Below are 21,441 nucleotides of genomic sequence, written 5' to 3' on the forward strand. Positions count from 1 at the left end.
GGTCAGTCAGGCTTTGGGTCACACCGGGATTCCCGACCTTTCCAGTATCAACGTCAGGCACTGCTGTGAAGAAGATCGGGTACTTCGGATGGAAGACCTGGGATCTGGCCTTCGACGACTTCCACCTGCCAGCGGATGCGTTGTTGGGGGAAGAGGACAGGGGCTTCTACCAAGCAGTCTCCGGACTCGAAGTCGGACGTGCGCACACGGCGGCTCGGTCGATCGGTCTGGCACAGGCCGCACTAGAGGACTCGATCGCGTACTTGAAGCAGCGGGTCCAGTTCGGCCATCCTTTGGCCGACTTCCAGCACCTGCGGTTCAAGGTCGCTGACATGGCTGCCCAGATCGAGGCCAGTCGGGCTCTGATGTATCACGTGTGCACGGAGATCGATTCGGGTCGCCGGTGTGACAAGGAGGCGGCGATGGTGAAGTATCTGGCTGCTGAGATGGCGGAGAAGGTCACTTCAGAGGCAGTACAGATCCATGGTGGTGCCGGATACACGAAGGACTTTGCCGTCGAACGCCACTGGCGAGACGCGAGGTTGACGAAGATCTTCGAGGGCTCGTCAGAGATCCAGATGCGCATCATCTCCGATGAACTGTTAGGACGTTGACATGACTGAGATCAATCTGCAGGACTGGGTCGGTCGATCCACCACCGAAGAAGACATTGCTTCGGGCGTCAATGCCTCGCGCCTGGCCACACTGCTGGAACAGGATGGACGCTCTTCGGCCGGACCGGTGACTCTGTTCCCGCTGGGACATTGGCTGCACTTCGCCGAGGACGACGTCCCGATGAGCGAGCTGGGAACAGACGGTCACGTGAAGCTCGGCGGATTCATGCCCCCAGTAGAACTGCCTCGGCGCATGTGGGCCGGCAGCAAGCTGCAGTTCCACGCACCGATTCTCGCCGGGCAGAAGCTGTTGCGGACAACGACTATCGAATCGATCACGGAGAAGACCGGCGGCAGCGGTTCCCTCTGCTTCGTCGTGCTGTGCCACGAGGTCTCCGCCGATGGCAACCTCGCGACGACGGATCGGCACACGATCGTCTACCGGGAAGCCACCTCGGCGCCCGAAGGATCCGCTGCGGCTCCACCGCGAGGCGATTCACCTGCACCCGAAGGGTGGGGCTGGGTGCGCTCGGTGCGACCCAACGAGGTTACGCTCTTCCGCTACTCTGCGCTGACGTTCAACTCCCACCGCATCCACTACGACCACCCGTATGTGACGGGCGTCGAAGGCTACCCGGGACTCGTCACCCACGGCCCGCTGACCGCGACACTCCTGCTCGACGCATTCATGAAGAACCATCCGGAGGTCACGGTCGCGAGCTACGACTTCCGCGCGAAGTCACCCCTGTTCGCGAACGAGCAGATCCACCTCGTCGGGCGCAGCACCGGAGCGAACACCCACGAACTCGAAGCCATCGGACCTGACGGTCAGACAGCGATCGCGGCAACAGTGACGACCACGGAAAGCTGAGGAGCACCCATGTCAGAGCCACGACTGGCACCACTGACCGGACTGAAAGTCGTCGAGATCTCCGCCTTCATCGCAGCACCTCTGGGCGCGATGACCCTGGCACAGCTGGGCGCGGACGTCATCCGCATCGATCCGATCGGCGGCAACATCGACGCCAACCGGTGGCCGATCAGCGATGACGGGACGTCGATCTATTGGGCGAGCCTGAACAAGGGCAAACGCTCGGTGACCCTCGACCTCAAATCAGAAGAGGGTCAGAAGATCGCGACCGACCTCATCGCCGAGGCGGGCACCCTGGTCACGAACCTACCCGCCCGTGGATGGCTGTCATATGAGAATCTTGTCCAGCACCGTGAGGATCTGGTCATGCTGCGTCTCAACGGTTCCCATGATGGGAAGCCGGCCGTGGACTACACGATTAATGCGGCCAGCGGGTTCCCGATTATCACCGGCGATGACGAGCGTCCCGTCAACAATGCTCTGCCGGCCTGGGACGTCGCCGCGGGTCTCTATATTGCGAACGGGATCATGGCTGCTGAGCTGGATCGTCGGTCCTCGGGGAAGGGCCAGAAGATCACCCTCGCCCTGTCTGACGTTATGCTCGCGACTGTCGGCAACCTTGGCTACATCGCCGAGGTGCAGGCGACCGGGAAGACGCGTGGGCCGTTGGGCAATGGACTCTATGGTGCGTATGGGCAGTCGTTTAAGACCTCGGACGGTCGAGAGATCATGGTTGCCGTCATCTCGAACAAGCACTGGCGCGGGCTTGGCAAGGCAACGGGCTTGAGCGAGAAACTCGAGATGATCGGGCCGATGCTCGATGTTGATCTCTCGACCGAAGGCGGACGTTTTGAGGCTCGTGAGGCGATCGATTCGGTGCTGCGGCCATGGTTCGCAGCCCACACCGTCGCCGAGGCTGCTGCTGCGTTGAGCGGTGCCGGTGTGCTGCAGGGGAAGTTCCAGACCTTCGAGGAACTCGTCAACAACGATCCGTGGTGCTCGTTGGAGAACCCACTGTTCGGGGAGATTGACCAGCCGGGGGTGGGAACAGTGTTGGCGCCGCGGGTGCCGCTGTCGTTCGGTGGGTCGCCTGCGGGGGATGCCGTTCCTGCTCCACAGCTGGGTGGGGATTCTGATGCGGTGTTGCAGGGAATACAGACCGGAAAATAGGTAGGCGTTGTTAAAGCATCCCCGCGGCGTTCGCATGCCGCGGAGAAGTCAGAGGACGTTGAGCTTCGTGGCAGAACGAAATTCATCGTATTTGAATTTGAGTAGGTCAGCTTGCGGACGATCTTGACGAACTTTTGGAACCGTCATCAGCTTTTGGCCGTGAAGTTCTTGTAGGCCGTGACGGAGCATTGGTCCGTCGACCTCTTCGAGAAGATCATGGCGTATTTCAACGGTGTAGTCCGGTCGGACCCCAAGGAAGTACCTGTCAAATGCTGCATGGTGGATCTTGCACATGGCTAGTCCATTCACGACTGAGGCGATTCCTTTCTCCTCTCGATCTGCGACTATATGAGCCGCGTCGAGTAACGACGGGTGGGCCAGATTGCATACTGCACAGTGGTTTTCGTATGCAGTAAGAACCGTTGCTCTAAAGACAGGTTGGTGGACCCTGACTTTGGCCATTCGCGTGAGGTACCTTTTTGCAACATACTCGTGAGCCGAAAAATCTATCTCAGAGATGTCGGCGGCCGGTTCGGTTGCCGTGAGAAGAAATCGTTGCTCGTGTGGCTCTTCGCCGACAACATATACAGGAGCGATCACCTGAAATCGAGCTGGTTGCATTGCAACACCCCAGAACCAGATGAGGGGAAGCTTCTGTTCCATTGCGTTCCGAAGGCCGACATTTTCAGGAAACGTCGGATCATCGCCTCGCCACATGTATCTCAATAAACCATCGTCTCCGATGAGGTCCTCATAGGGGCGTTCTTGGCCTGGCCTTCGGAATACGGTTTGTACTGAAAGGGCCGCTGAAAACCCCGCGGGCTTCCGAATCCCTTGTTGTGTTGATTGCAGTTTGAATTGCTCACCACCAAACTCGAAATCTTGGATCTCGTCTCGAGTAAGGGGATCGCGGCCATCGTCCGTCCTCATCTGTAGCCATGAGATTGCTGCTTCGCGTAGACCGTCTGGTTCGACCACAGTTAGCACTCTTCCTGTTTTTCCGAGAGGACAGTTGATTGTTGCAGTTCACGCACTGCGGGTAAGTCGGGTGCAGCCCAATCAAGTTCACTGAGCTCGCCTATTGCGGTCCAACGAAGCTCGTCATGGTCCGTGCTTGACTGAGGAACTGACTCGGCTTTCACCCAATAGCAAGCAAGATCAATAGCGGCTTCACCGGTGGTAGTCGTGGATCGCGAAACGAGACTCCCGATAGTGGCGGCCCCGACATTGAGTTCTTCTGCCAGCTCGCGAAGCAATGCCTCCTCGGGAGATTCTCCGTTCTCGACTTTGCCGCCTGGAAATTCCCACTTACCGCCTGCCGCCTTCTCAGGATTGCGGCGGCATACCAAAACACGGCCCTCACTGTGGAAAATTGCCGCCACTACGCGCAGAGTTTTGCTCATGACTCCACACTATAGGCAGATTTCCGTTCAACTGGCTGTTCGGTATGCATCGATTGGTGCACAACGCCGGCAGCTGGTTGAGACCTGGTTTGAAGATTTGTACAGGATTCTTCGTTCACCGCCCCATCGCCCGGGCATAGTCCTCCTTGACGAGATCGAAATGGGCCCAGGTCTCTACCGCGGCAACGTCGTCGAGCCCGCGTAGAGCCTCGACTGTTGCAAGAACCTCGGTGGAGGAAGAGCCGACTGCGGTGGCGATGAAATCATGGGCGCCATGAGATCGTGCGGCGAACTCGATCGAGTCTGATTCCAGAATGAACTGCCGCACTGGTTCAAAGTTGCCTGCCAGGGTGATGCCCAGACCTGTGGCAAAGCGACTGGTGGAGAGCCCGCCGGATTTGATCGCAGCGATACGGATGACGCCGGCAGAAATGAGCCGTTGAACCCTGGACCGCACAGCTGACGGTGAGCGGTGAACAACCTCGGCGAGAGTACGATAGCTTGTCCGGCCATCGGCTTGCAGCGCAGCGATGAGTTCGAAGTCGAGTTCATCCAACGCGATTTCATCGCGTCTTTGGGGGACGAAGAAGCCGCGGAGTACTTCGACGTAGGTCGTGACTCGAATCTCACGGACGCCGGAGATCGCTCTGACCGCATTGAGTGTGTCTAGAAGCTCCCGGCTTGAACCGTGTCGAGACTCGAATACCAACGGGCGCTCTCCGCTTGCTATGGACACGAACACAGCATTCGGTAATCGTCCCACCGCCTCGGCGACGGGGGATACGGGGCCATCGACGCGGACCATGGAATGCGTCAGCACATGATGGCCGGCAACTCCGGGGTCAAGCGCTGCGACCACGCGCAATCCTTCGCGTTCTGTGAGCACACGCAGTCGTTCGGAGATGACATGTCGTGAAACTGCATGGGCGCGAGCGAGGTCAAGCACGCTCGTGCGTCCATCCCGTTGAAGGGCACGGATGATCGCAGCATCGAGTTGAGAATCCCCCGTATGCCCCATGGTGAATCCAATCGTGTAGTCGCAGTGAGTAGTTACTCCCCATTCTCGCGCAGTCTGTCTCCCGAGGTAACAAATCAGCGGCTGCAGGCCCATCTCTGGTGAACCATTGCCGGTGACACTGCGCCCGAACAGACCTACCATCACTGCAAGGCCACAACGCTCGCCGCACAGCTATGTCATCTCGGCGAACCGAGCAAAGGAGCTCATCATGACCTCGTCCGCGCCAAGCGCCCCCGCGCGCACGCACCGTCGCGCACTCAAATCCGGATTCGCCGCAGCCGTTGGCACAACTATTGAGTGGTACGACTTCTATGTCTACGCCACTGCCGCTGCCATCGTCTTCCCACAAATCTTCTTCCCGGAGGTTGACCGAACTCTGGGCACCCTCGCATCGTTTGGCACCTACGCGGTGGCGTTCTTCGTCCGACCTCTGGGCGGCATCATCTTCGGGCACATCGGCGACCGGCTCGGCCGCAAGCCGGCATTGACCATCACCTTGCTGATGATGGGTGTGGCGACCGTCCTCGTCGGCTGTTTGCCCGGCTACGACACGTGGGGCATGACCGCAGCGGTGCTCCTCATCATCCTCCGCATCATCCAGGGATTGGCAGTCGGTGGCGAGTGGGGCGGCGCGAGCCTGATGGCCGTCGAGAGCGCTCCACCGAAGTTTAAGACCTTCTACGGCGGTTTCACCCAACTGGGCAACCCCCTTGGCGCGCTCCTCTCCTCCGGCGCTTTCTGGGTGCTCTCCCTCATGGGTGACGATGTTCTCTTCAGCTGGGGCTGGCGCGTGCCATTTCTTATCAGCATCGTCCTCATTGCTGTGGGCATCTGGGTTCGGCTGCGCATCGAAGAGACCCCCGTCTTCAAACAAAGCGGCGCCAGCGAGACGACACCGATCATCCACACTCTGCGCTTCAACTGGTATCCCGTGCTTCTGGGATTCGGCATGGTCGCCATCGCTTCGGGCGGATACTACCTCGCCACCGCCTACGTCCAGAGCTATGCCACCAGTGAAGAGATCGGTCTCGCCGCCTCCATCATCCTTGGGGCAATGACGCTCGCGTCCTTCCTCGAAGCTCTCGTGACGCTTCCGCTGGCATTGCTCGGTGACAAGTGGGGAGGAAAACGCCTCATGTACCTCGGCGTCGGACTATCCTTCCTCTGTTCCATCCCGCTCATCCTCGCCATCGAGAATCACACAGTGACACTGATCTACATCTTCGTCTGCGCGATACGAGTGACGATGAGCGCGACTTGGGCTCCACTGTCCGCCCTCCTTACACAGATGTATCGCCCCCAGGCTCGTTACACCTCCATGTCCTTGGCCTACGGCGTCGGCGCGGCGGTGTGGGGCGGGCTCTCACCCATTGTTGCGACCTCGCTCATGGCAGCGACCGGTTCTATCTGGTCCGTCATCGGTCTCTTCGGCTTCCTCTCCGCGGTTGCCTGGATCGCCACCGCGCTGGCACCGCAGCACAGCGACGAACCTGAAACTGCCAACACCTGACCCACTCGACACCACTATCCAAGGAGACGCCCGTGCGACAATTGGCCACCTTCGACGACCGCGATTCCGCAGCCACACTGATCACTGCGAACGTGATTCACACGGTCGATGACACCGCTCGCGACGCCTCGGCGATGCTCATCGCTGGAGGGAAGATTCTCGAAGTGGGAACGGCGACCGACGCCGAGAAGGCCGCGGCCAATCGTGGCCTTGATCCTGTCCGTGTCGATTTTCCCGACGCCACGATCGTCCCGGGGTTCGTTGACCCGCATGCCCATCCGCTCATGTACGGTCAGCTGCATACCTGGATCGATGTCTCTCCGAATGCGGCAACGTCGATCCCCGAGATCCTCGAGGTTCTGCGACGGGAATCAGCGAAACTTCCCGCCGATGTGCCCATCCGCGGATACGGCTACGAACAGCGCAATCTCATCGAACGTCGGCACCCGACTCGACACGAACTCGACGAAGTCGCCCGCGACCGCGAGGTGTACATCATGAACGCTTCTGGCCACGGGGGAGTCGTCAACACGTTCACCTTCGAGAAATTCGGCATCACCCGTGACACTCCCAACCCTGAGGGCGGCGAATTCTTCCGCAGCTCTGACGGAGACCTGACAGGAGAGCTCTCAGACGCGGCATGCAATGTCCTCACCGGGCTGGGCGGGGTCAAGATCGGACGCCACGGGCCGAACTTCCACCTCGGCGACGAAGCAGCCGAACACCAGAACCAACTCGACATCGTTCAACGCGAGTTCCTCACAGGCGGCGTGACTGCGATCGGGGATGCGCAGGTCTCGAAACGCGAGTTCGCCGCCTACCTTGCCATGGCCGAACGTGGCGGGCTTCAGATGCGGGTGTCGATGTACTTCCTCTCCCACCTGCTCGACGCCGTTCTCGACCTCGGCCTCACAGGTCCCTTCGGCAATGCCTTCCTCTCCGCTGCTGGAATCAAATTCTACGCTGATGGCACCTTAGGGGGGTGGACCGCTTACTTCCCGGACGGGTATGTCGGTGACCCGTGCCGGACCGGGCAGCTCTATCACTCGCCGGAGGAGTACACCGGACTTGTGCATCGAGCACATGCTGCGGGCGTGCAGACTGCAACCCACGCGCAGTCGCCGATTGCCATCAGAATGGTCGTCGACGCCATCGAAGCCGCACTGCAAGTGCGCCCCGACTCCGATGCTCGCCACCGGATCGAACACTGCGGGCTCCCCGATCCTGTCGAAGTGAAACGCATGGCCGAGTTGGGAATCAGACCGGTCAACCAGACTCAGCACTATTACAACTGGGGCGAAGGAGTCGAGCAGGCCATCGGCACTCCCGGGGAACGATTCAATCCGCTCGGCGAGTTTCGTGACGCCGGCGTGCCCATCACTCTGTCCTCGGACGCTCCGGTCGCCGAGCCCCGTCCGCTTGAAGCGATCCAGACCGCAGTGACCCGGGTGACCAGACGCGGGCACAAGCTGGGACCAGACGCACTGCGGATCTCAGCTGAGGAGGCACTGCGGGCACACACTCTCGAAGGAGCGATCACCCTGGGCCGAGAGAACGAATTCGGGTCCCTGAGCGTCGGTAAGCGAGCGGACTTCACTGTCCTCGGAGCTGATCCCCTGACCGTGCCGGGCGGAGAGATCGCTGCCATTCCCGTGCTCGAGACCTGGGTCGACGGGGTGCGCAGGCTGTGCGCGAGTGATATTTCGGGATCAGCACAGGAAGGTGCGAGTGCATGAACGCGAAGGCAACGGCCCAGGAATGGATCGACGAGCATCTCGATCAGCTTCTCGATTGGCATACCCATATCTGGGAGCTAGCGGAACCGGCCTGGCGGGAGTATGACTCCCAAGCCTGGTACGTGCAACGCCTGCGGGAGGAAGGCTTCGAGGTTGAAGACGGTTCGGGCGGCATGCCCACGGCCTTCAGCGCGCGCTGGTCCAACGGTTCAGGACCTACGCTGCTCACTTACGCCGAATACGACGCAGTCCCGGGCAACTCGCAGGCTGCAACCACTCGGGAAGAGCCGCGCGAGGGGCTATCGCGCTTTGCGCCCGGGCACACGGATCCGCATTCTGCGCTGGGCATCTCCACATTGGCAGGCCTGCTTGCGACCAAACACGCGATGACCACCCACGGAATCACCGGGACACTTCTCTACACAGGAGAACCGGCGGAGAAGATGCATGGATCGAAGGTCGTCCACGGACTGCGCGGGTACTACGACGATGCAGACGCAATCGTGTCGTTTCATCCCTTCTACATGCTTCCGCTATGCAATACAGCCCGCTGGGACACTCACTGTGGGGCGTACTACAGCAAGGTCTATTCGTTCGTCTGCGATGCTCCAGAAACCTGGCAGCTGTCGAGCTCCGACCCACATTCGCCCATACCCGCATCGCATTCGGCGGCTCGTGCGCCGGGTGCGAATCTGTCGCTTATGCAGATGCTGAGCTCGTCACGGTCGATGCTTGACGCAATGCTGCCGGCGGCCGGCGGCTGGAGCTTCTCCGACGCGATCCTCACCGACGGTCAAGCAACAGCAGATAATTTGCCCCAGAGAGTCGCGCGAATTCAGTTCTCCTGGCGCACACCAGACCTCGAGATGGCTGAGCGCATCCTGGCCATCCTGGATCGCAATGCTCAGGCAGCAGCGATGATGGGCCACTGTGACGTTGAAGACCGCTGGGTGGCCAGAAGTCGACCAGGACGGACAAACCACGTTCTCGCGCAGGCGCTCTACGACAACCTCGCCGAGGTGGGGCCACCGACCTACGATTCCGAAGCGGTGGCGCTCGCCCAAGAGGTGCAGCGGGAGCTTGGAATCAAGGTCAACGAGACGCCGTACCTCGCAGAAACAGAGCACCTCATCGAACCGCAGGAAGCCGAGCGGCTGCTGCGCGAGCAGATGCCGGCATGGCAGCGAAACTGGACGAGCGACGACTACGTGGAGATGAGCCACTATGCACCCCTCGTGCGGTTCTACGTCTCGCGGCCAGCCCTGGCCCCGGCGCCCGGTGCCGGCCCGTATCCCTCATGGGTGATGAATGCGCTGGGTGGAATGCGCGAAACGATCGCACCGACGATCCTCACCGCTGGAAAGACCGTTTCGGGAACCTTCCTCGACCTGCTCAGCAAACCTGACGTCCTCGCCGAGGCGACGACTGAGTTCGAGTTGCGTACTTCAGCTGATCCGATGCCGGCGTTGCTGTTGACAGAATTCGAACCACCGATTGATCTGCCGTGGCCGGACTACCGCGTTGATCGGGGCAACGGTCAGCGGTGGTGGTGAGGTCGCCGGGGGCGTCAAAAAATCGTCCGACACTTCGGACACAATTTTTCTCAGGTGGATTGTGAGCCAGATAACGACCTGCCAGCATGGCCGGAGGCCTTTCTAACGCCAATGTTTGCATCAGCATCTGAGTCACCAAGGACGGGACAGAGCTGGTGTTTTCCCGGTGCCGTTGGTTGGTCGTAATTGATGGACAATCCACCGGAGTCAATGATGAACAATAAGAAGATGCGGTGGGGAGTATTCGCCCCAATGGCTGTCCTGCTGGTCGCCACAGCAGTCCTGGGTATCGCAGCCCCTCAATGGTTCTACAACATACAGTCGACGGTCGTGGGGTTCGCTTTCAGCAACTTCGGCTGGCTGTTCAGCTTGACCGTTTTCGTCTTGATCTTCGTTTGCCTGTATCTGGGCTTCTCGAAATTCGGAAAGATCAAAATCGGTGGTGACGGGGCCAAGCCGACAATGACGAAATGGCAATGGTTTGCGATCTCTCTGACCAGCGGGATCGGTACCGGCATTCTGTTCTGGGGTACCGCAGAACCGTTGACTCATTTTATGAACCCTCCGGCTGCGCTCGGGCTGGAACCAGGATCTGAACAGGCAGCAACGTTCTCTATCGCGGCCGTGACGATGCAGTGGACGATTGCCCCATATGCCTTGTACGTCATCTGCGGAATAGCAATCGGATACGCACATTACAACAAGGGCATGCCTTATGCAGTCAGCTCTGCTCTGTATCCGATTTTCGGAAAGCGGGCGCTTGGGGGCATCGGAACTGTCGTTGACAATGTCTGCATGTTCGCCATTGCTGGTGCCATGTCCGCGATCCTCGGTGAAGGGGTGTTGCAGATCGGCAGCGGCGTCTCGCACTATACGGACATCGTCAATGGTCCTACTCTGTGGGCTGCCATCGCCATTCTCATCACCATCACCTATATTCTGTCGAGCTACACCGGTCTCCAAAAAGGAATCAAATTCCTGGCCGAGCAGAACACCAGGCTCTTCCTCTTGCTTTTGGTCTTCGTGCTCGTGGTTGGCCCAACGGCCTACATCATGACCATTGGTACTCAAGGAACTGGAAAGTACCTTTCCGATTTCGCGGAGATGCATCTGTGGTTCAGCCCGATGGATGGTGAATCGTGGCCTCGCGATTGGCCGATTTTCGAATGGGCGCTATGGGGAGCCAATGCGCCTTTGATCGGTATGTTCATCGCTCGAGTCTCTTATGGGCGTACGATCCGTGAGTTCGTCACGGTCAATATGCTGTTGCCAGCGGCCTTCGGAGCATTCTGGTTTTGGGTATTCGGTGGAGCGGCGATGTACTTCGACTGGAAGGGCGACGGCAAACTCTGGGACATCATTAACGGCGAAGGCGGTGTGCCACTGTCCCTGTTCGCTTTCCTGGACGAACTCCCACTATCGCTGCTCTTTGGCATCCTGATGCTGATCGCAATCTTTATCTCCTTCACCACTCTGGCTGATTCACTGACCACCACGATGTCGTCTCTGACAACTACCGGAAACGACCTCAAGAATCCGGAGCCACCGGCTATCGTCAAGATCTTCTGGGGCGGGCTGATCGGTATTCTGGCGATTCTTACCGTGACGGCCGGGACTGGAGGGGAGATTTCGGGCATCGACGCGGTCAAACAGACCGCAACCCTTGCAGGATTCCCCGTATTGTTCCTGATCATCCTCATCTCCTTCTCTGCCGTTAAATACCTTCGGTCGGACACGAAGATAATGGGTGAACCGAGGGATGACCCGGCTGAAGCTGCGCAACTCGAGAACTGAGCCTGTTCCCGTTTCTGCCGTCAGACCGAAAGCATCAACAATGTCTTTTCGAGCGAAGGAGCATGAGATCAACACGCAAGAATATGTGACCATCAGTCCCTCTGGGTTCAACGTCGATGACCTGCATCGCATCGCCCGAGATCGCTGCTTGGTGCGGCTTTCGGATGATGCGCGTCGCGGGATTCGGGAGTCCCGGCGAGTCGTCGACGATCTGCTGAGCCAGGATGCAATTGTCTATGGAATTACGACCGGTGTCGGCGATAACAGCAAGATCCGAATCAGCCCGGAGGAATCAGCCCAGCTGCAGCTCAGCCTTGTGCGCAGCCACGCCAGCGGAGTGGGAGACCTTCTTTCTGCGGTCGAAACGCGTGCGGTGATGACAATGATGGTCCGAAACCTTTCGCTCGGGTACTCCGGGATCAGGGAAGAAGCCGTGGATCTGCTTCTTGGCATGGTGAATGAAGATGTGATCCCGCGAGTACCTCGCAAGGGGTCGCTCGGGTACCTGTCGTACCAAGCACACATCGCGTTGGTTCTCATCGGTGAAGGCGAAGCATGCGTGGATGGCTCGGAGGTCTCTGGTGCAGAAGCGCTCAAACGCCGCGGACTGAGGCCGGTCGTCCTGCAGGCAAAAGAGGGACTGAGCCTGCTCAACGGCACGTGCGACATGGTCGCACTCGGAGGCCTTGCCGTACACGATGCCTTGTCGCTGCTGAAGACTGCAGACATCGCAAGCGCCGTTTCGGTTGAGGGACTTCGCGGGAACCTCTCCGCATTCGATGCCCGCATCGGCGCTGTGAAGAAGCACGAGGGCGTCGGGGCGACGGCCGAAAACCTCCGAAGATTGTTGCAGGGAAGCAACTTGGAGGACGCGGATACCCAGCGCAAGGTGCAGGACGCTCTGAGCCTGAGATCGATTCCTCAAGTACACGGTGCCGCCAAAGATATGATTCGATTCGTCAAGTCTGTGATCGAAGACGAAATGAACTCCGCGACCGATAACCCGCTCATCTTCGCCGAGGATGAGACGTCATTGTCGTCGTCGAATTGTCACGGTGAGTCTGTGGCGATGGCTCTGGACATGCTCGCAATAGCGCTCACAGAACTCTCCAGCATTTCAGAACGGCGGACATTCCGGCTGACTTCCGCTCACCATAGCGGACTTCCTCCGTTCTTATCGCCGAACCCGGGCACCGATTCGGGGTACATGATTCCTCAGTACACTGCTGCTGCGCTGGTCTCAGACAACAAGCGGTTGGCTCAGCCTGCCTCAGTGGACTCCATCCCGTCGGCAGCCGGTCAGGAGGACCACGTGAGTATGGGTACCTCTTCTGCGCTCAAGAGTCTCGAAGTCATTGAGAATGTATCGCACGTACTTGCTATCGAGTTTTTGTGTGCATGCCAAGCAGTGGAGTTCATCTCCTCTGAACCCATCGGACGAGGTGTGGGCGCTGCTCACGACACGATTAGATCGATGGTCCCGAAGCTTGAGAGAGACCGCCAGGTCCACAAGGATATCGAAGCGATTCATTCTCTGATCGTCGGCGAGGAACTTATAGCTGCGGTGGAGTCAGGTGGGAGCAAATTGCGCACAGTTTGACCCGGATGACATGAGAAGCATGACGGCGGGCATCATGTAGACGACACAGTGTCGGTGGGGTCGATGACTGCAACCGGATTCAGTGCCGGTGTTTCAGGTGTCGGTTCCGACAAGAAGTCCGGCAACCAGACAGCGAGTTCATCCTCGGTCAGGACTTCGGCCATGAGGTCGGCCTCGCACAACCCAGGGGAGAGGCAGTCATGGCCGCTGCGCTCCTGACGGAAGTTCTGGGCCCGGTCCTCGGCATAGAAGCGGCGGGCCGCCTCGGCGATGGCTTCGGAGGTCGATGGCCCACGCCCAGCCGTACGGTCGTTCCCAGCTCGGGTTGTCTTGGGGGAAATCTGCCTCGGCGCGCATATTCTCCTCGCTGAAGTGGGTGGCGAGGATCTCGATGGCTTCGTCTTGCCAATCCGCACTACGGGCTGACTTGGTGCCCAGAAGTGACGCCAATAGGTAGTGCATGTGCACGCTGGAGTGCCAGTCGAATGAGTTTGCGAAGGCTGGGTTCTTCTCGCTTGCCGGGACGATGTCGATCAATCCGCGTGCGCCGTGGTGGGCGGCGAACGGGTACTCGCGGGTGATGTTGGCCAGGGCCACCTCGGCGAAATGGTGGACGAAGTCAGCAGCGGATGTCATGAGAACGATTCTGCCACCCAGGGTCGTCGCCCATCTGAAAATCAGACAGTGGACATCCAGAACGACTATTGGAATCGATGAAGCGACGTCATTAGGCTCGAAGCACCACCTCAGCCGGATAGCGGTGGCCCTTTCACTTCACCCATCCACACACAATCTTGTGCTCGACAGGGCACTCAACATGCCGAGGAAGTCATGTCCAATTCTCAGATTGCCGACCCTGCGGGACCGGCCAGCTCGCCGGATACGAGTCCTACTCAGCAAAAACAGCCGATCGGACTCTTCACCCTCTCGTCCATCGAGATGTGGGAGCGCTTCAGCTTCTACGGACTCCAAGTCATCCTCGCCTATTACATCTACTACTCGGCCGGCGACGGTGGATTGGGGCTGACCGAAACCGAAGCCCTGGCCATTGCCGGCGCCTACGGTGGTGCCGTCTACCTCGGTCAACCTGTGGGAGCCTGGTTCGCCGATCGACTGGTCCCGGCTCGAACAATGGTGATGGCCGGCGGCACCATCATCATGGCGGGGCACATCAGCCTCGCGGCACTACCGGGAATGGCTGGGCTTCTCACAGGCCTGGCGCTCATCACAATCGGCACGGGTGCGCTCGCGCCCAACACTCATGCCATGGTGGGTCGGCTGTACGCTCAACCGTCACCCCGGCGGGATTCCGGTTATGCGATCTTCTACACAGGCATCCTCATCGGTGCCCTGTTTGGCCCACTTGCTACCGGGTATCTCCAGGTCGAACTCGGGTTCCACTACGGGTTCGGTGCCGCGGCAGTCGGCATGGCAATCGGTCTCATCACATATTTCCTCGGTCGCAACACAGTGCCCGAAGAAGCTCGGATCGTCCCGAACCCGGTGAGTTCGCAGGGCAAGTGGAAAGCTACAGGGTTCGGCATAGCTGTGGTTGCCGTCATCGCCGTGCTCGTGAGCACGGGACTCATGTCCACCGGCAATCTCAACAACTACGTGCTCGGAACGATCCTCATCGTCGCCGTCGTGTACTTCGTGGCGATGCTGCGATCGAAGAACGTCACCGCGGACGAGCGCCTGAAGGTCAAAGCCTTCATCCCGCTCTTCATCACTGGCGCGATCTTCTGGACGATGATCCTCCAACTGTTCACCACCTTCGCCGTCTACGCCGATTCACGGGTGGAACTAAACATCGGCAACTACTCGATGCCCGCCGCTTACATCAGCACATTCGAAGTCATCGCCGGCATCATCGCGGGGCCGATCATCGCCGCATATGGGCAGAAGCTGGCGAACCGACCCAACCGTCGCGTTCCGAGCACGACCTCGAAGCTCGCATTCGGTTTCGTGTTGATGACTCTGACGTTCGGGCTCTTCGCGATCTTCCCTTTGATCTTCTCCGGCCTGATTCCCCTCGTCGCTGTCATCGCCGGCATGATCGTCATGGGCATCACCGAGGTGACCTACGCACCGATCGGCATGTCAGTGGCCTCCCAACTGTCTCCCGTTGCCTTCAACTCCCAGATGATGGCGCTATGGGGTTTGACCACAGCCGCCGGTGCCAGTCTCTCCGGCTTCATGGGACAGCTGTACTCCGAAACCAGCGAAGTTGGATTCTTTGCCCTCATGACCGTGATCAGTCTGCTCACGGCAATCTTCCTCTACGTGATCCGCGGCCCACTGCGGAAGCTCGGCGTCGCCTGACCTCCCACAGTTCTGTACCCTCCCATGACCAAGGAGTTCCTCATGCCTGTCGCTGACCGCATCTACCGCGGCGGAACCATTCATACAATGGATCCGACGACACCAACCACAGACGCCGTCGCCATCGACAATGGAACGATCATTGCCATCGGCGACGCCGACTGCAAGACAGCGGCCGGTCCCGACACCGAGGTGATCGATGTGGCCGGTCGGACGCTGATCCCCGGTTTCCACGACGCCCACGCCCACCCCGTCCTCGGCGGGTTGGGGATGGTGGAGTGCAACCTCGACGACATCCACGGCTACCAGCCCTATCTCGATCGAATCGCCGAGTACGCCGACGAACATCCAGACGACGAATGGGTGCTCGGGTCCGGTTGGTACGGGGACGTGTTCACTGAGGGATTCCCTCACCGCCGTGATCTGGACTCCGTCGTCAGCGACCGTCCGGCCTCGATCACCAGCCACGACGCCCACGGCACCTGGGTCAACACCCGCGCCCTCGAGGTCGCCGGAATCACCCGCGAGACCCCTGACCCCGACGGTGGACGCATCGTCAAGGACGCCGATGGCAACCCGACGGGTCTGCTCTTCGAGACCGCAGCGGAACTCGTGACGGGACTGTTCCCCGCGAGCACCTCGGCGGATGTGGAACGGGCACTGCGCACCTCACAGGACTACTTCCATACGTTGGGCATCGTCGGCTGGCAGGACGCAGGTGTCGGGGTCCTCACCGGCTCACCGATCGATACCTTCCACCCATACCTCTCGACTGCCGAAGACGGTAGATTTTCCAGCAAGGTCACCGCCGCACTGTGGTGGGACCGTGCCGTCCCCTATGCCCAGCAGCTCGAGACCATCAAGGAACGACGAGCCACGATCCAGGGCCTCGACGGCAACCGACGCCGCGGTGGTCTGCAGGCCACGGTCGTCAAGATCATGCTCGACGGGGTGTGTGAGAATCTCACCGGTGCGCTCAAGCGCTCGTACCGCGGTCACGATCACGAACGCGGTCTGCTCATGTTCGAGGCCGAAGAGCTCAACGAGATCGTCAGCGGTCTCGAGGCCAACGGCTTCGACGTCCACATTCATGCCGTGGGCGACAACGCCCTCAAGCTCGCCGTGGATGCACTCACCCAGAACGGTGGGCCGGGTCCTGAGCGCCGCCACCAGGTCGCCCACCTCGACATCGCCGACCCGGCCGAGCTGGCACGGATGGCCGAGGCCGGAATCATCGCCAATGTGCAGCCTCTGTGGGCTAGGCGCGATTCTGTGCTCGTCGATACCAAGCTGCCGCTGCTCCACGAAGAACAGCAGTCTCACCACTTCATATTCGCCTCGATGAGGGATGCCGGAGTCCGACTCTCGTTCGGCAGCGACTGGCCGGTCTCGAGCCCCGATCCGATCTGGGGCATGCACGTGGCAGTCAACCGGACGGCGCCACACAATGACCCTCACGGTCAGGACGATGTCGCACAACACGAACCATTGCTCGGCGAGGAGAAGATCACCGCGGGTGAGGCGCTTCGTGCCTATACTTTCGATGCGGCTTATGCCAATGGGTTCGACGATGTCTCGGGAAGCATCGAAGTGGGGAAATCAGCGGACTTCGCGATCCTCGACCGGGATCCGTTCGAGGTGGCGGTGGAGGATCTGGGGGACATTCTGGTGGAGACGACGGTGTCTGCGGGAGAAGTTGTGTACGAGCGGGGCTAACGGCTGCCTCCGCTGATTCTTCACCGGCCACTAGCCTTTGTCCTCCAGGCGGATCAAGTACCGACCAGTCTCGGAACCGAGAATTGCCTTCGACAGACGACAGAAATTGGCCGAAGGCATTAGGGATTAATCCGGAATGAGGATTTCTAGTCACCAATAGATAGAGTGGTCCGGACCGCTAACTCTAGCGGTCCGGACCACGTTCTCTTGAATCCAAAATTTTAGTCGGGAACTATACTATTTGGCCTTTAGGCTTGTGCGGCGTTTAAGCCATGTCACTATCGCTAGCAACGCAATGAGCACAGGGCACGCGAATGCTACCCACATTGCGCCGAAGCCGAGACCGACCAGCCAGTCGGAACCCCGATACCCCCCGCCGTCGGTGGTAAACGTTACTGCAGCAATTCCGAGGATCGTCAGTATGCTGATCGCGAATAGCGATAGAAGCACGATGAAAATGGTTCTGAAGAGTGTCATTTAGAAGGATCCTTCTGTTGCTATTTCTTTGATCTATTGCAGCGGTCAACTGGGTTCGCAATTTTACCCCAAGCCAGGGAGGGCTGCCAGGATTCCATATTGTACACTCCGCTTGGGAACCATGCACCGACTACATGACAGACAAATTGTTGCTCGATGTTGTAATTCCAGTATTTTTTGGTATTTGCGGCACCAAGCACCTTTTTGGCATGTTTCACGTGCGTCTTGTGCGTATTCCATGCAATCTGCTTGCGTCCGAGCTTCGTGGGATCAACATTTACGATGTATTTCTTCCCGGATTTCTTAGTCACCCAGCCCCGTTTGTACCAGACGGTAGAAGCGTATGCTTTAACGGTGACGGGCTCATCTACATTATTCTGTTTGTCCTTAAAGGTCTGGATAACTCTGCTGCCTTCAATGGAAAGCTCCGGACTCACCTGGTTCCCGTCGGCCGTGTGGGCTTCTTCAATCGCGATGCCCCCGACGAGATCTCCTTTCGAGTTGGTAAGCACAACAGACTGTTCGCCTTCGTCGTTTTTTACGACTTCAATGTCGACATCATCGTCGGTTCCAGTCTCAAAGACAGCTTCATCAGGATTCGCGAACGTTGTCGTGAATTCAGCGGATGTTCCCTCCTCTGTAACGGAGGCATCGAGCTCGGGGTCGGCGATCACATCAGGCAGCTTCACATCGAAGTCCGAAACGGGACCTTCAAGTTCGAGCGCGTTATTGTCAATTCCAACGCTTGCGTCGACACTAATGGGTGTCGATCTGGATGGCTCTTTGGCTGATGCACTCGGAGACGCTTGAACTGATGCTAAGCCGCCCAGTACAAGAGTAAGAGTTGCTGCTGTGAAGGAAATATTAGCTATTCGGTTCATGATCAACTTTCTTTAAAATAGCAGCCCGAACCTGATGGGCATGATATTTTATATTCAACAAGGACATCTGTCTAAATATGCACTCTATCAGCACGATCACACCTGCGCCTCACACGAAAGTATGAAGTCGACAACTGATCGAGCAGATGCCAAACAAATGGATTACGCGAGCTGGCATGTGGTGAGAGTGAGCGGTCGGTAGAGACTAGATGCCTTGGCTTCCAGTCTCACCGCGGTTCACATGGTGGCTATCAACTATCGGACTTTTAGCGGTGATCGGTGGAGCCTCAAGGCAAATCACCCTGCCGATGCCGAGGCGACGGCCCCGAGTAGTCCTATTGGCTCTTCTGCTCTTGAACGCTCGAACCGCTTGAACTTGTGGTTGGCGGTGGTGCTGATTCAGCTCAATTCCACGGTTCGGTAGTATTTGATTGGACTCATCATTGCTAGTGGTCCGTCGGAGACCCAGTCGCGAGGTTGTCGACGCAAGGGCACGATCTAACCTGGGAAGCGTGAGTTTTCTCGGACGGACGGCAGAGACATTGACGACATCACCACAGGTCTTCGGCAAAACGGTCGATGACCACACCAGGTGCGAGCACTACTCGACCGAGTTCGACATCATTGCCATCCGCTTCTACTGCTGTGATCGGTTCTATCCGTGCCATCTCTGCCATGCCGAATGTGCAGAGCACCCCGCACAGCAGTGGCCTCGTGAAGAATGGAATCGGCCCGCTGTTCTCTGCGGTGCGTGCCAGACGGAGTTGACGGTCGAGGCCTATCTGGGAGTGGATGCGTGCCCGGAATGCGCGGCTGCGTTCAACCCCGGCTGCAAGGCACATTCCTCGTACTACTTCGACGCTGAGGGAAAGCGCTGACTCAGTGAAATCAACGGGTCTGGACTGAATCGTTTGTCGACCAGCTGCTGCTAGTCATGATGATGGTGGTGACGTCCGACAGCACGCGAAGACGGGAACACATCGATTCGGCAGGAGTCAGGTTCCGCAGTTCTGCCGACGCTGATAAAATCGGTAACCCGTGCAGGAATCTAAGGAGGTGGTACCCGTGAATGACTTGACGTTGGTGCTCCTCTGGGGAATCACGGTCGGACGACAGGTCGTCCGGGAGTGCCGCTGATCAGCAGTACTTCCGAAAGGCACGACCATGCACTTCATTTCTGAACACAATCTTGACGAAGGCATCGTCGAGCGTGAGTTTGTCCTCGGTGACATCTCTGGCATTCTGTGGACTCCGTCAGCAGCTACCGCCTCCGCCCCCGTGTCCGTCCTTCTGATGGGCCAACCCGGCGGGATCGGGATGCGACGAATGTATCCTCGTCTGGCAGCACGGGCACGCAGCTCTGCCGCGCAGGGCTTCGCCGCCGTGACCGTCGAGCTTCCGGGGTCGGGAGATCGTACTCCGCTACCCGGTGCCGAGCAGGCTCATGTGGACCTCATGCGTGCGATCTCCGCCGGTGACCAACCAGGGGAGGACGTCGTCGACAGATTGATCCTTCCCCTGGTCGATGCAACAGTGCCGGAATGGCAGATCACCCTCGACGAGGTACTCGGCCTTCCCGAAATCACCGAGCGGGTTGGAATCTCCGGCGGAGTGATCGCAATCGGTGTACGTCTGGCCGCAACCGATTCGCGCATCGCAGCAGCTGGACTCTTCGCTGGAAGTTATGTGCCGCGCTTGACCATGGAGGAAGCGCGTCAGATCACGATTCCTGTGCACGTGCTTCTCCAGTGGGACGATGAGGGAAATGACCGGGGAATGGCTCTCGATCTCTTCGACGCATTCGGCTCTGCGGAGAAGATCCTCAACGCCAACATGGGTGGCCACACCGGCGTCCCACATTGGGCGGGTGAAGATGCCGCCCGATTCTTCGCACGACATCTCGGCGCTGCCGCCGGCTGAGCGAGTAGGAAGTCGTTCAGCGCCGAGGCAGTCCGACGATATGTTTCGTCGGACCACCTCGTCGATGTTGAGCTTGGGTCAGTGCATGAACTGCATGACCAGCAGCATCGTGGCCATGCCAAGAGACTCGAGCATCAGCCCCGGGCGTTTGCGCGCGAGGGCCTGCACCGCGCAGATCGTGAGCAGCAACGCTACGACGATGACGCTCAACGTGATGACACCGCTGACGAACGAGCCGTCGAACGTGCTTCCGTGGTGATGAGCGGCGTGACCACCAGTGCCCGCACCGGCAGCATGATGGGCGCCATGGTTGAGCACCTGCCACGCCATGATCGGATAGGCGGCTGCGGAGAGGATCGCGGACGTTCTCCCTAGTCGGGGAAACGGGCGGGCCTTATGCCACTCGGTCGGGCGCTCCAGTGATGATGACTCGGCGGTATCGCTCAAGGTGTGTGTGGTGGGGGAGTGAGCGGTGTTGGCGCTGACAAGAACCTTCTCGGGCAAGGCGGTCATCGCCTGCGCTTTCGACTTCGCCTTCAGCCTCGACCCGAGCCTCACCGCTACGCAGAGTCCGACGAGGAGCAGCAGTCCCGACCAGAGGACCGGTGACAGAACACTCACGTACGCCAGGTCCACCATGGTCAGCAGCATCACCGACGCGGCGGTGATTGAGAGCCGGCTCCGCGAGGTGGCGGCGCCGATGACGCAGGGCACAGCTGCGGCGACCATGAGGATCGATGCGATGGGGCTCATCCGGAATCTGCCCTCCTTTGGGCATCGGTCGTCCACGTCTTCGAACGGACGACCTCGTTAGGTGTGAGAGTACGGGAAGGGGCGGTGCTCGAGATGATGTGTC

Annotated in this window: 19 protein-coding genes; 12 read left to right on the forward strand and 7 right to left on the reverse strand. The window is 59.2% G+C overall.

Features of this window, described 5'->3' with window-relative positions; all coding sequences use genetic code 11:
* The 3 genes from INT29_RS07665 to INT29_RS07675 form a co-directional block, all read left to right on the forward strand.
* A partial coding sequence (locus tag INT29_RS07665) for an acyl-CoA dehydrogenase family protein (protein ID WP_264298563.1) occupies positions 1–614 on the forward strand: 614 nt, incomplete at its 5' end.
* A 1-nt stretch (position 615) separates the two neighbouring features.
* Positions 616–1,485 carry a MaoC family dehydratase N-terminal domain-containing protein gene (locus INT29_RS07670; protein WP_193071292.1) on the forward strand — a complete coding sequence of 290 codons (870 nt, stop codon included), beginning with the start codon at positions 616–618 and terminating at the stop codon, positions 1,483–1,485.
* 9 nt (positions 1,486–1,494) lie between these two features.
* Positions 1,495–2,655 carry a CoA transferase gene (locus INT29_RS07675; protein WP_193071293.1) on the forward strand — a complete coding sequence of 387 codons (1,161 nt, stop codon included), beginning with the start codon at positions 1,495–1,497 and terminating at the stop codon, positions 2,653–2,655.
* 48 nt (positions 2,656–2,703) lie between these two features.
* On the opposite strand, the gene INT29_RS07680 is transcribed toward INT29_RS07675, so the two are convergent.
* From INT29_RS07680 to INT29_RS07690, 3 genes are all read right to left on the reverse strand, one after another.
* Positions 2,704–3,633 (reverse strand): HNH endonuclease, encoded by a 930-nt coding sequence (locus INT29_RS07680; protein ID WP_319020860.1) that lies wholly within the window; start codon positions 3,631–3,633, stop codon positions 2,704–2,706.
* Between the two features lie 2 nt (positions 3,634–3,635).
* A complete protein-coding gene (locus INT29_RS07685; RefSeq protein ID WP_193071294.1) occupies positions 3,636–4,058 on the reverse strand; it encodes a (deoxy)nucleoside triphosphate pyrophosphohydrolase in 423 nt (140 codons plus the stop codon).
* 115 nt (positions 4,059–4,173) lie between these two features.
* Positions 4,174–5,217, reverse strand: a complete 1,044-nt coding sequence (locus INT29_RS07690; protein ID WP_226841753.1) for an Lrp/AsnC family transcriptional regulator — start codon at positions 5,215–5,217, stop codon at positions 4,174–4,176.
* 67 nt (positions 5,218–5,284) lie between these two features.
* Here INT29_RS07690 and INT29_RS07695 point away from each other — a divergent pair, with 67 nt between their 5' ends.
* From INT29_RS07695 to hutH, 5 genes are all read left to right on the forward strand, one after another.
* A complete protein-coding gene (locus INT29_RS07695; RefSeq protein WP_193071295.1) occupies positions 5,285–6,586 on the forward strand; it encodes an MFS transporter in 1,302 nt (433 codons plus the stop codon).
* A 32-nt stretch (positions 6,587–6,618) separates the two neighbouring features.
* On the forward strand, positions 6,619–8,322 hold the full coding sequence (locus INT29_RS07700) for an amidohydrolase (RefSeq protein ID WP_193071296.1): 1,704 nt from the start codon (positions 6,619–6,621) through the stop codon (positions 8,320–8,322).
* A complete protein-coding gene (locus INT29_RS07705; RefSeq protein WP_193071297.1) occupies positions 8,319–9,875 on the forward strand; it encodes an amidohydrolase in 1,557 nt (518 codons plus the stop codon). Before INT29_RS07700 ends, INT29_RS07705 begins: the two co-directional genes overlap by 4 nt.
* Before the next feature lie 213 nt (positions 9,876–10,088).
* Positions 10,089–11,669 (forward strand): BCCT family transporter, encoded by a 1,581-nt coding sequence (locus INT29_RS07710; RefSeq protein ID WP_193071298.1) that lies wholly within the window; start codon positions 10,089–10,091, stop codon positions 11,667–11,669.
* A gap of 40 nt (positions 11,670–11,709) precedes the next feature.
* On the forward strand, positions 11,710–13,269 hold the full coding sequence (gene hutH / locus INT29_RS07715) for a histidine ammonia-lyase (protein ID WP_193071299.1): 1,560 nt from the start codon (positions 11,710–11,712) through the stop codon (positions 13,267–13,269).
* Between the two features lie 32 nt (positions 13,270–13,301).
* Here hutH and INT29_RS20070 read toward each other — a convergent pair whose 3' ends face one another.
* Both INT29_RS20070 and INT29_RS07720 read right to left on the reverse strand, forming a co-directional pair.
* Positions 13,302–13,541, reverse strand: coding sequence for a DUF2891 family protein (locus tag INT29_RS20070; RefSeq protein ID WP_319020865.1), 240 nt, complete (start codon positions 13,539–13,541; stop codon positions 13,302–13,304).
* Positions 13,468–13,905, reverse strand: coding sequence for a DUF2891 family protein (locus tag INT29_RS07720; RefSeq protein WP_226841732.1), 438 nt, complete (start codon positions 13,903–13,905; stop codon positions 13,468–13,470). Before INT29_RS07720 ends, INT29_RS20070 begins: the two co-directional genes overlap by 74 nt.
* 195 nt (positions 13,906–14,100) lie before the next feature.
* Here INT29_RS07720 and INT29_RS07725 point away from each other — a divergent pair, with 195 nt between their 5' ends.
* Together INT29_RS07725 and INT29_RS07730 are read left to right on the forward strand one after the other, a co-directional pair.
* The gene (locus INT29_RS07725) at positions 14,101–15,591 is read left to right on the forward strand and encodes a peptide MFS transporter (RefSeq protein ID WP_193071300.1); all 1,491 of its coding nucleotides are present in this window, start codon (positions 14,101–14,103) and stop codon (positions 15,589–15,591) included.
* A gap of 42 nt (positions 15,592–15,633) precedes the next feature.
* The gene (locus INT29_RS07730; protein ID WP_193071301.1) at positions 15,634–17,307 is read left to right on the forward strand and encodes an amidohydrolase; all 1,674 of its coding nucleotides are present in this window, start codon (positions 15,634–15,636) and stop codon (positions 17,305–17,307) included.
* Between the two features lie 497 nt (positions 17,308–17,804).
* Here INT29_RS07730 and INT29_RS07735 read toward each other — a convergent pair whose 3' ends face one another.
* Positions 17,805–18,665: a hypothetical protein gene (locus INT29_RS07735; RefSeq protein WP_133066650.1), complete on the reverse strand. Its 861-nt coding sequence runs from the start codon at positions 18,663–18,665 to the stop codon at positions 17,805–17,807.
* Between the two features lie 512 nt (positions 18,666–19,177).
* On the opposite strand from INT29_RS07735, the gene INT29_RS07740 reads away from it, so the two are divergent.
* Together INT29_RS07740 and INT29_RS07745 are read left to right on the forward strand one after the other, a co-directional pair.
* Positions 19,178–19,543 (forward strand): CHY zinc finger protein, encoded by a 366-nt coding sequence (locus INT29_RS07740; protein WP_240516243.1) that lies wholly within the window; start codon positions 19,178–19,180, stop codon positions 19,541–19,543.
* A gap of 286 nt (positions 19,544–19,829) precedes the next feature.
* On the forward strand, positions 19,830–20,585 hold the full coding sequence (locus tag INT29_RS07745; RefSeq protein ID WP_096158017.1) for an alpha/beta hydrolase: 756 nt from the start codon (positions 19,830–19,832) through the stop codon (positions 20,583–20,585).
* Between the two features lie 78 nt (positions 20,586–20,663).
* Here the strand turns inward: INT29_RS07745 and INT29_RS07750 are convergent, their stop codons facing one another.
* Positions 20,664–21,338, reverse strand: a complete 675-nt coding sequence (locus INT29_RS07750) for a hypothetical protein (RefSeq protein ID WP_096158018.1) — start codon at positions 21,336–21,338, stop codon at positions 20,664–20,666.
* Positions 21,339–21,441: the final 103 nt, after the last annotated feature.

Origin of the sequence: Brevibacterium sp. FME37, assembly GCF_014897485.1 — a bacterium.
Lineage (GTDB): Bacteria > Actinomycetota > Actinomycetes > Actinomycetales > Brevibacteriaceae > Brevibacterium.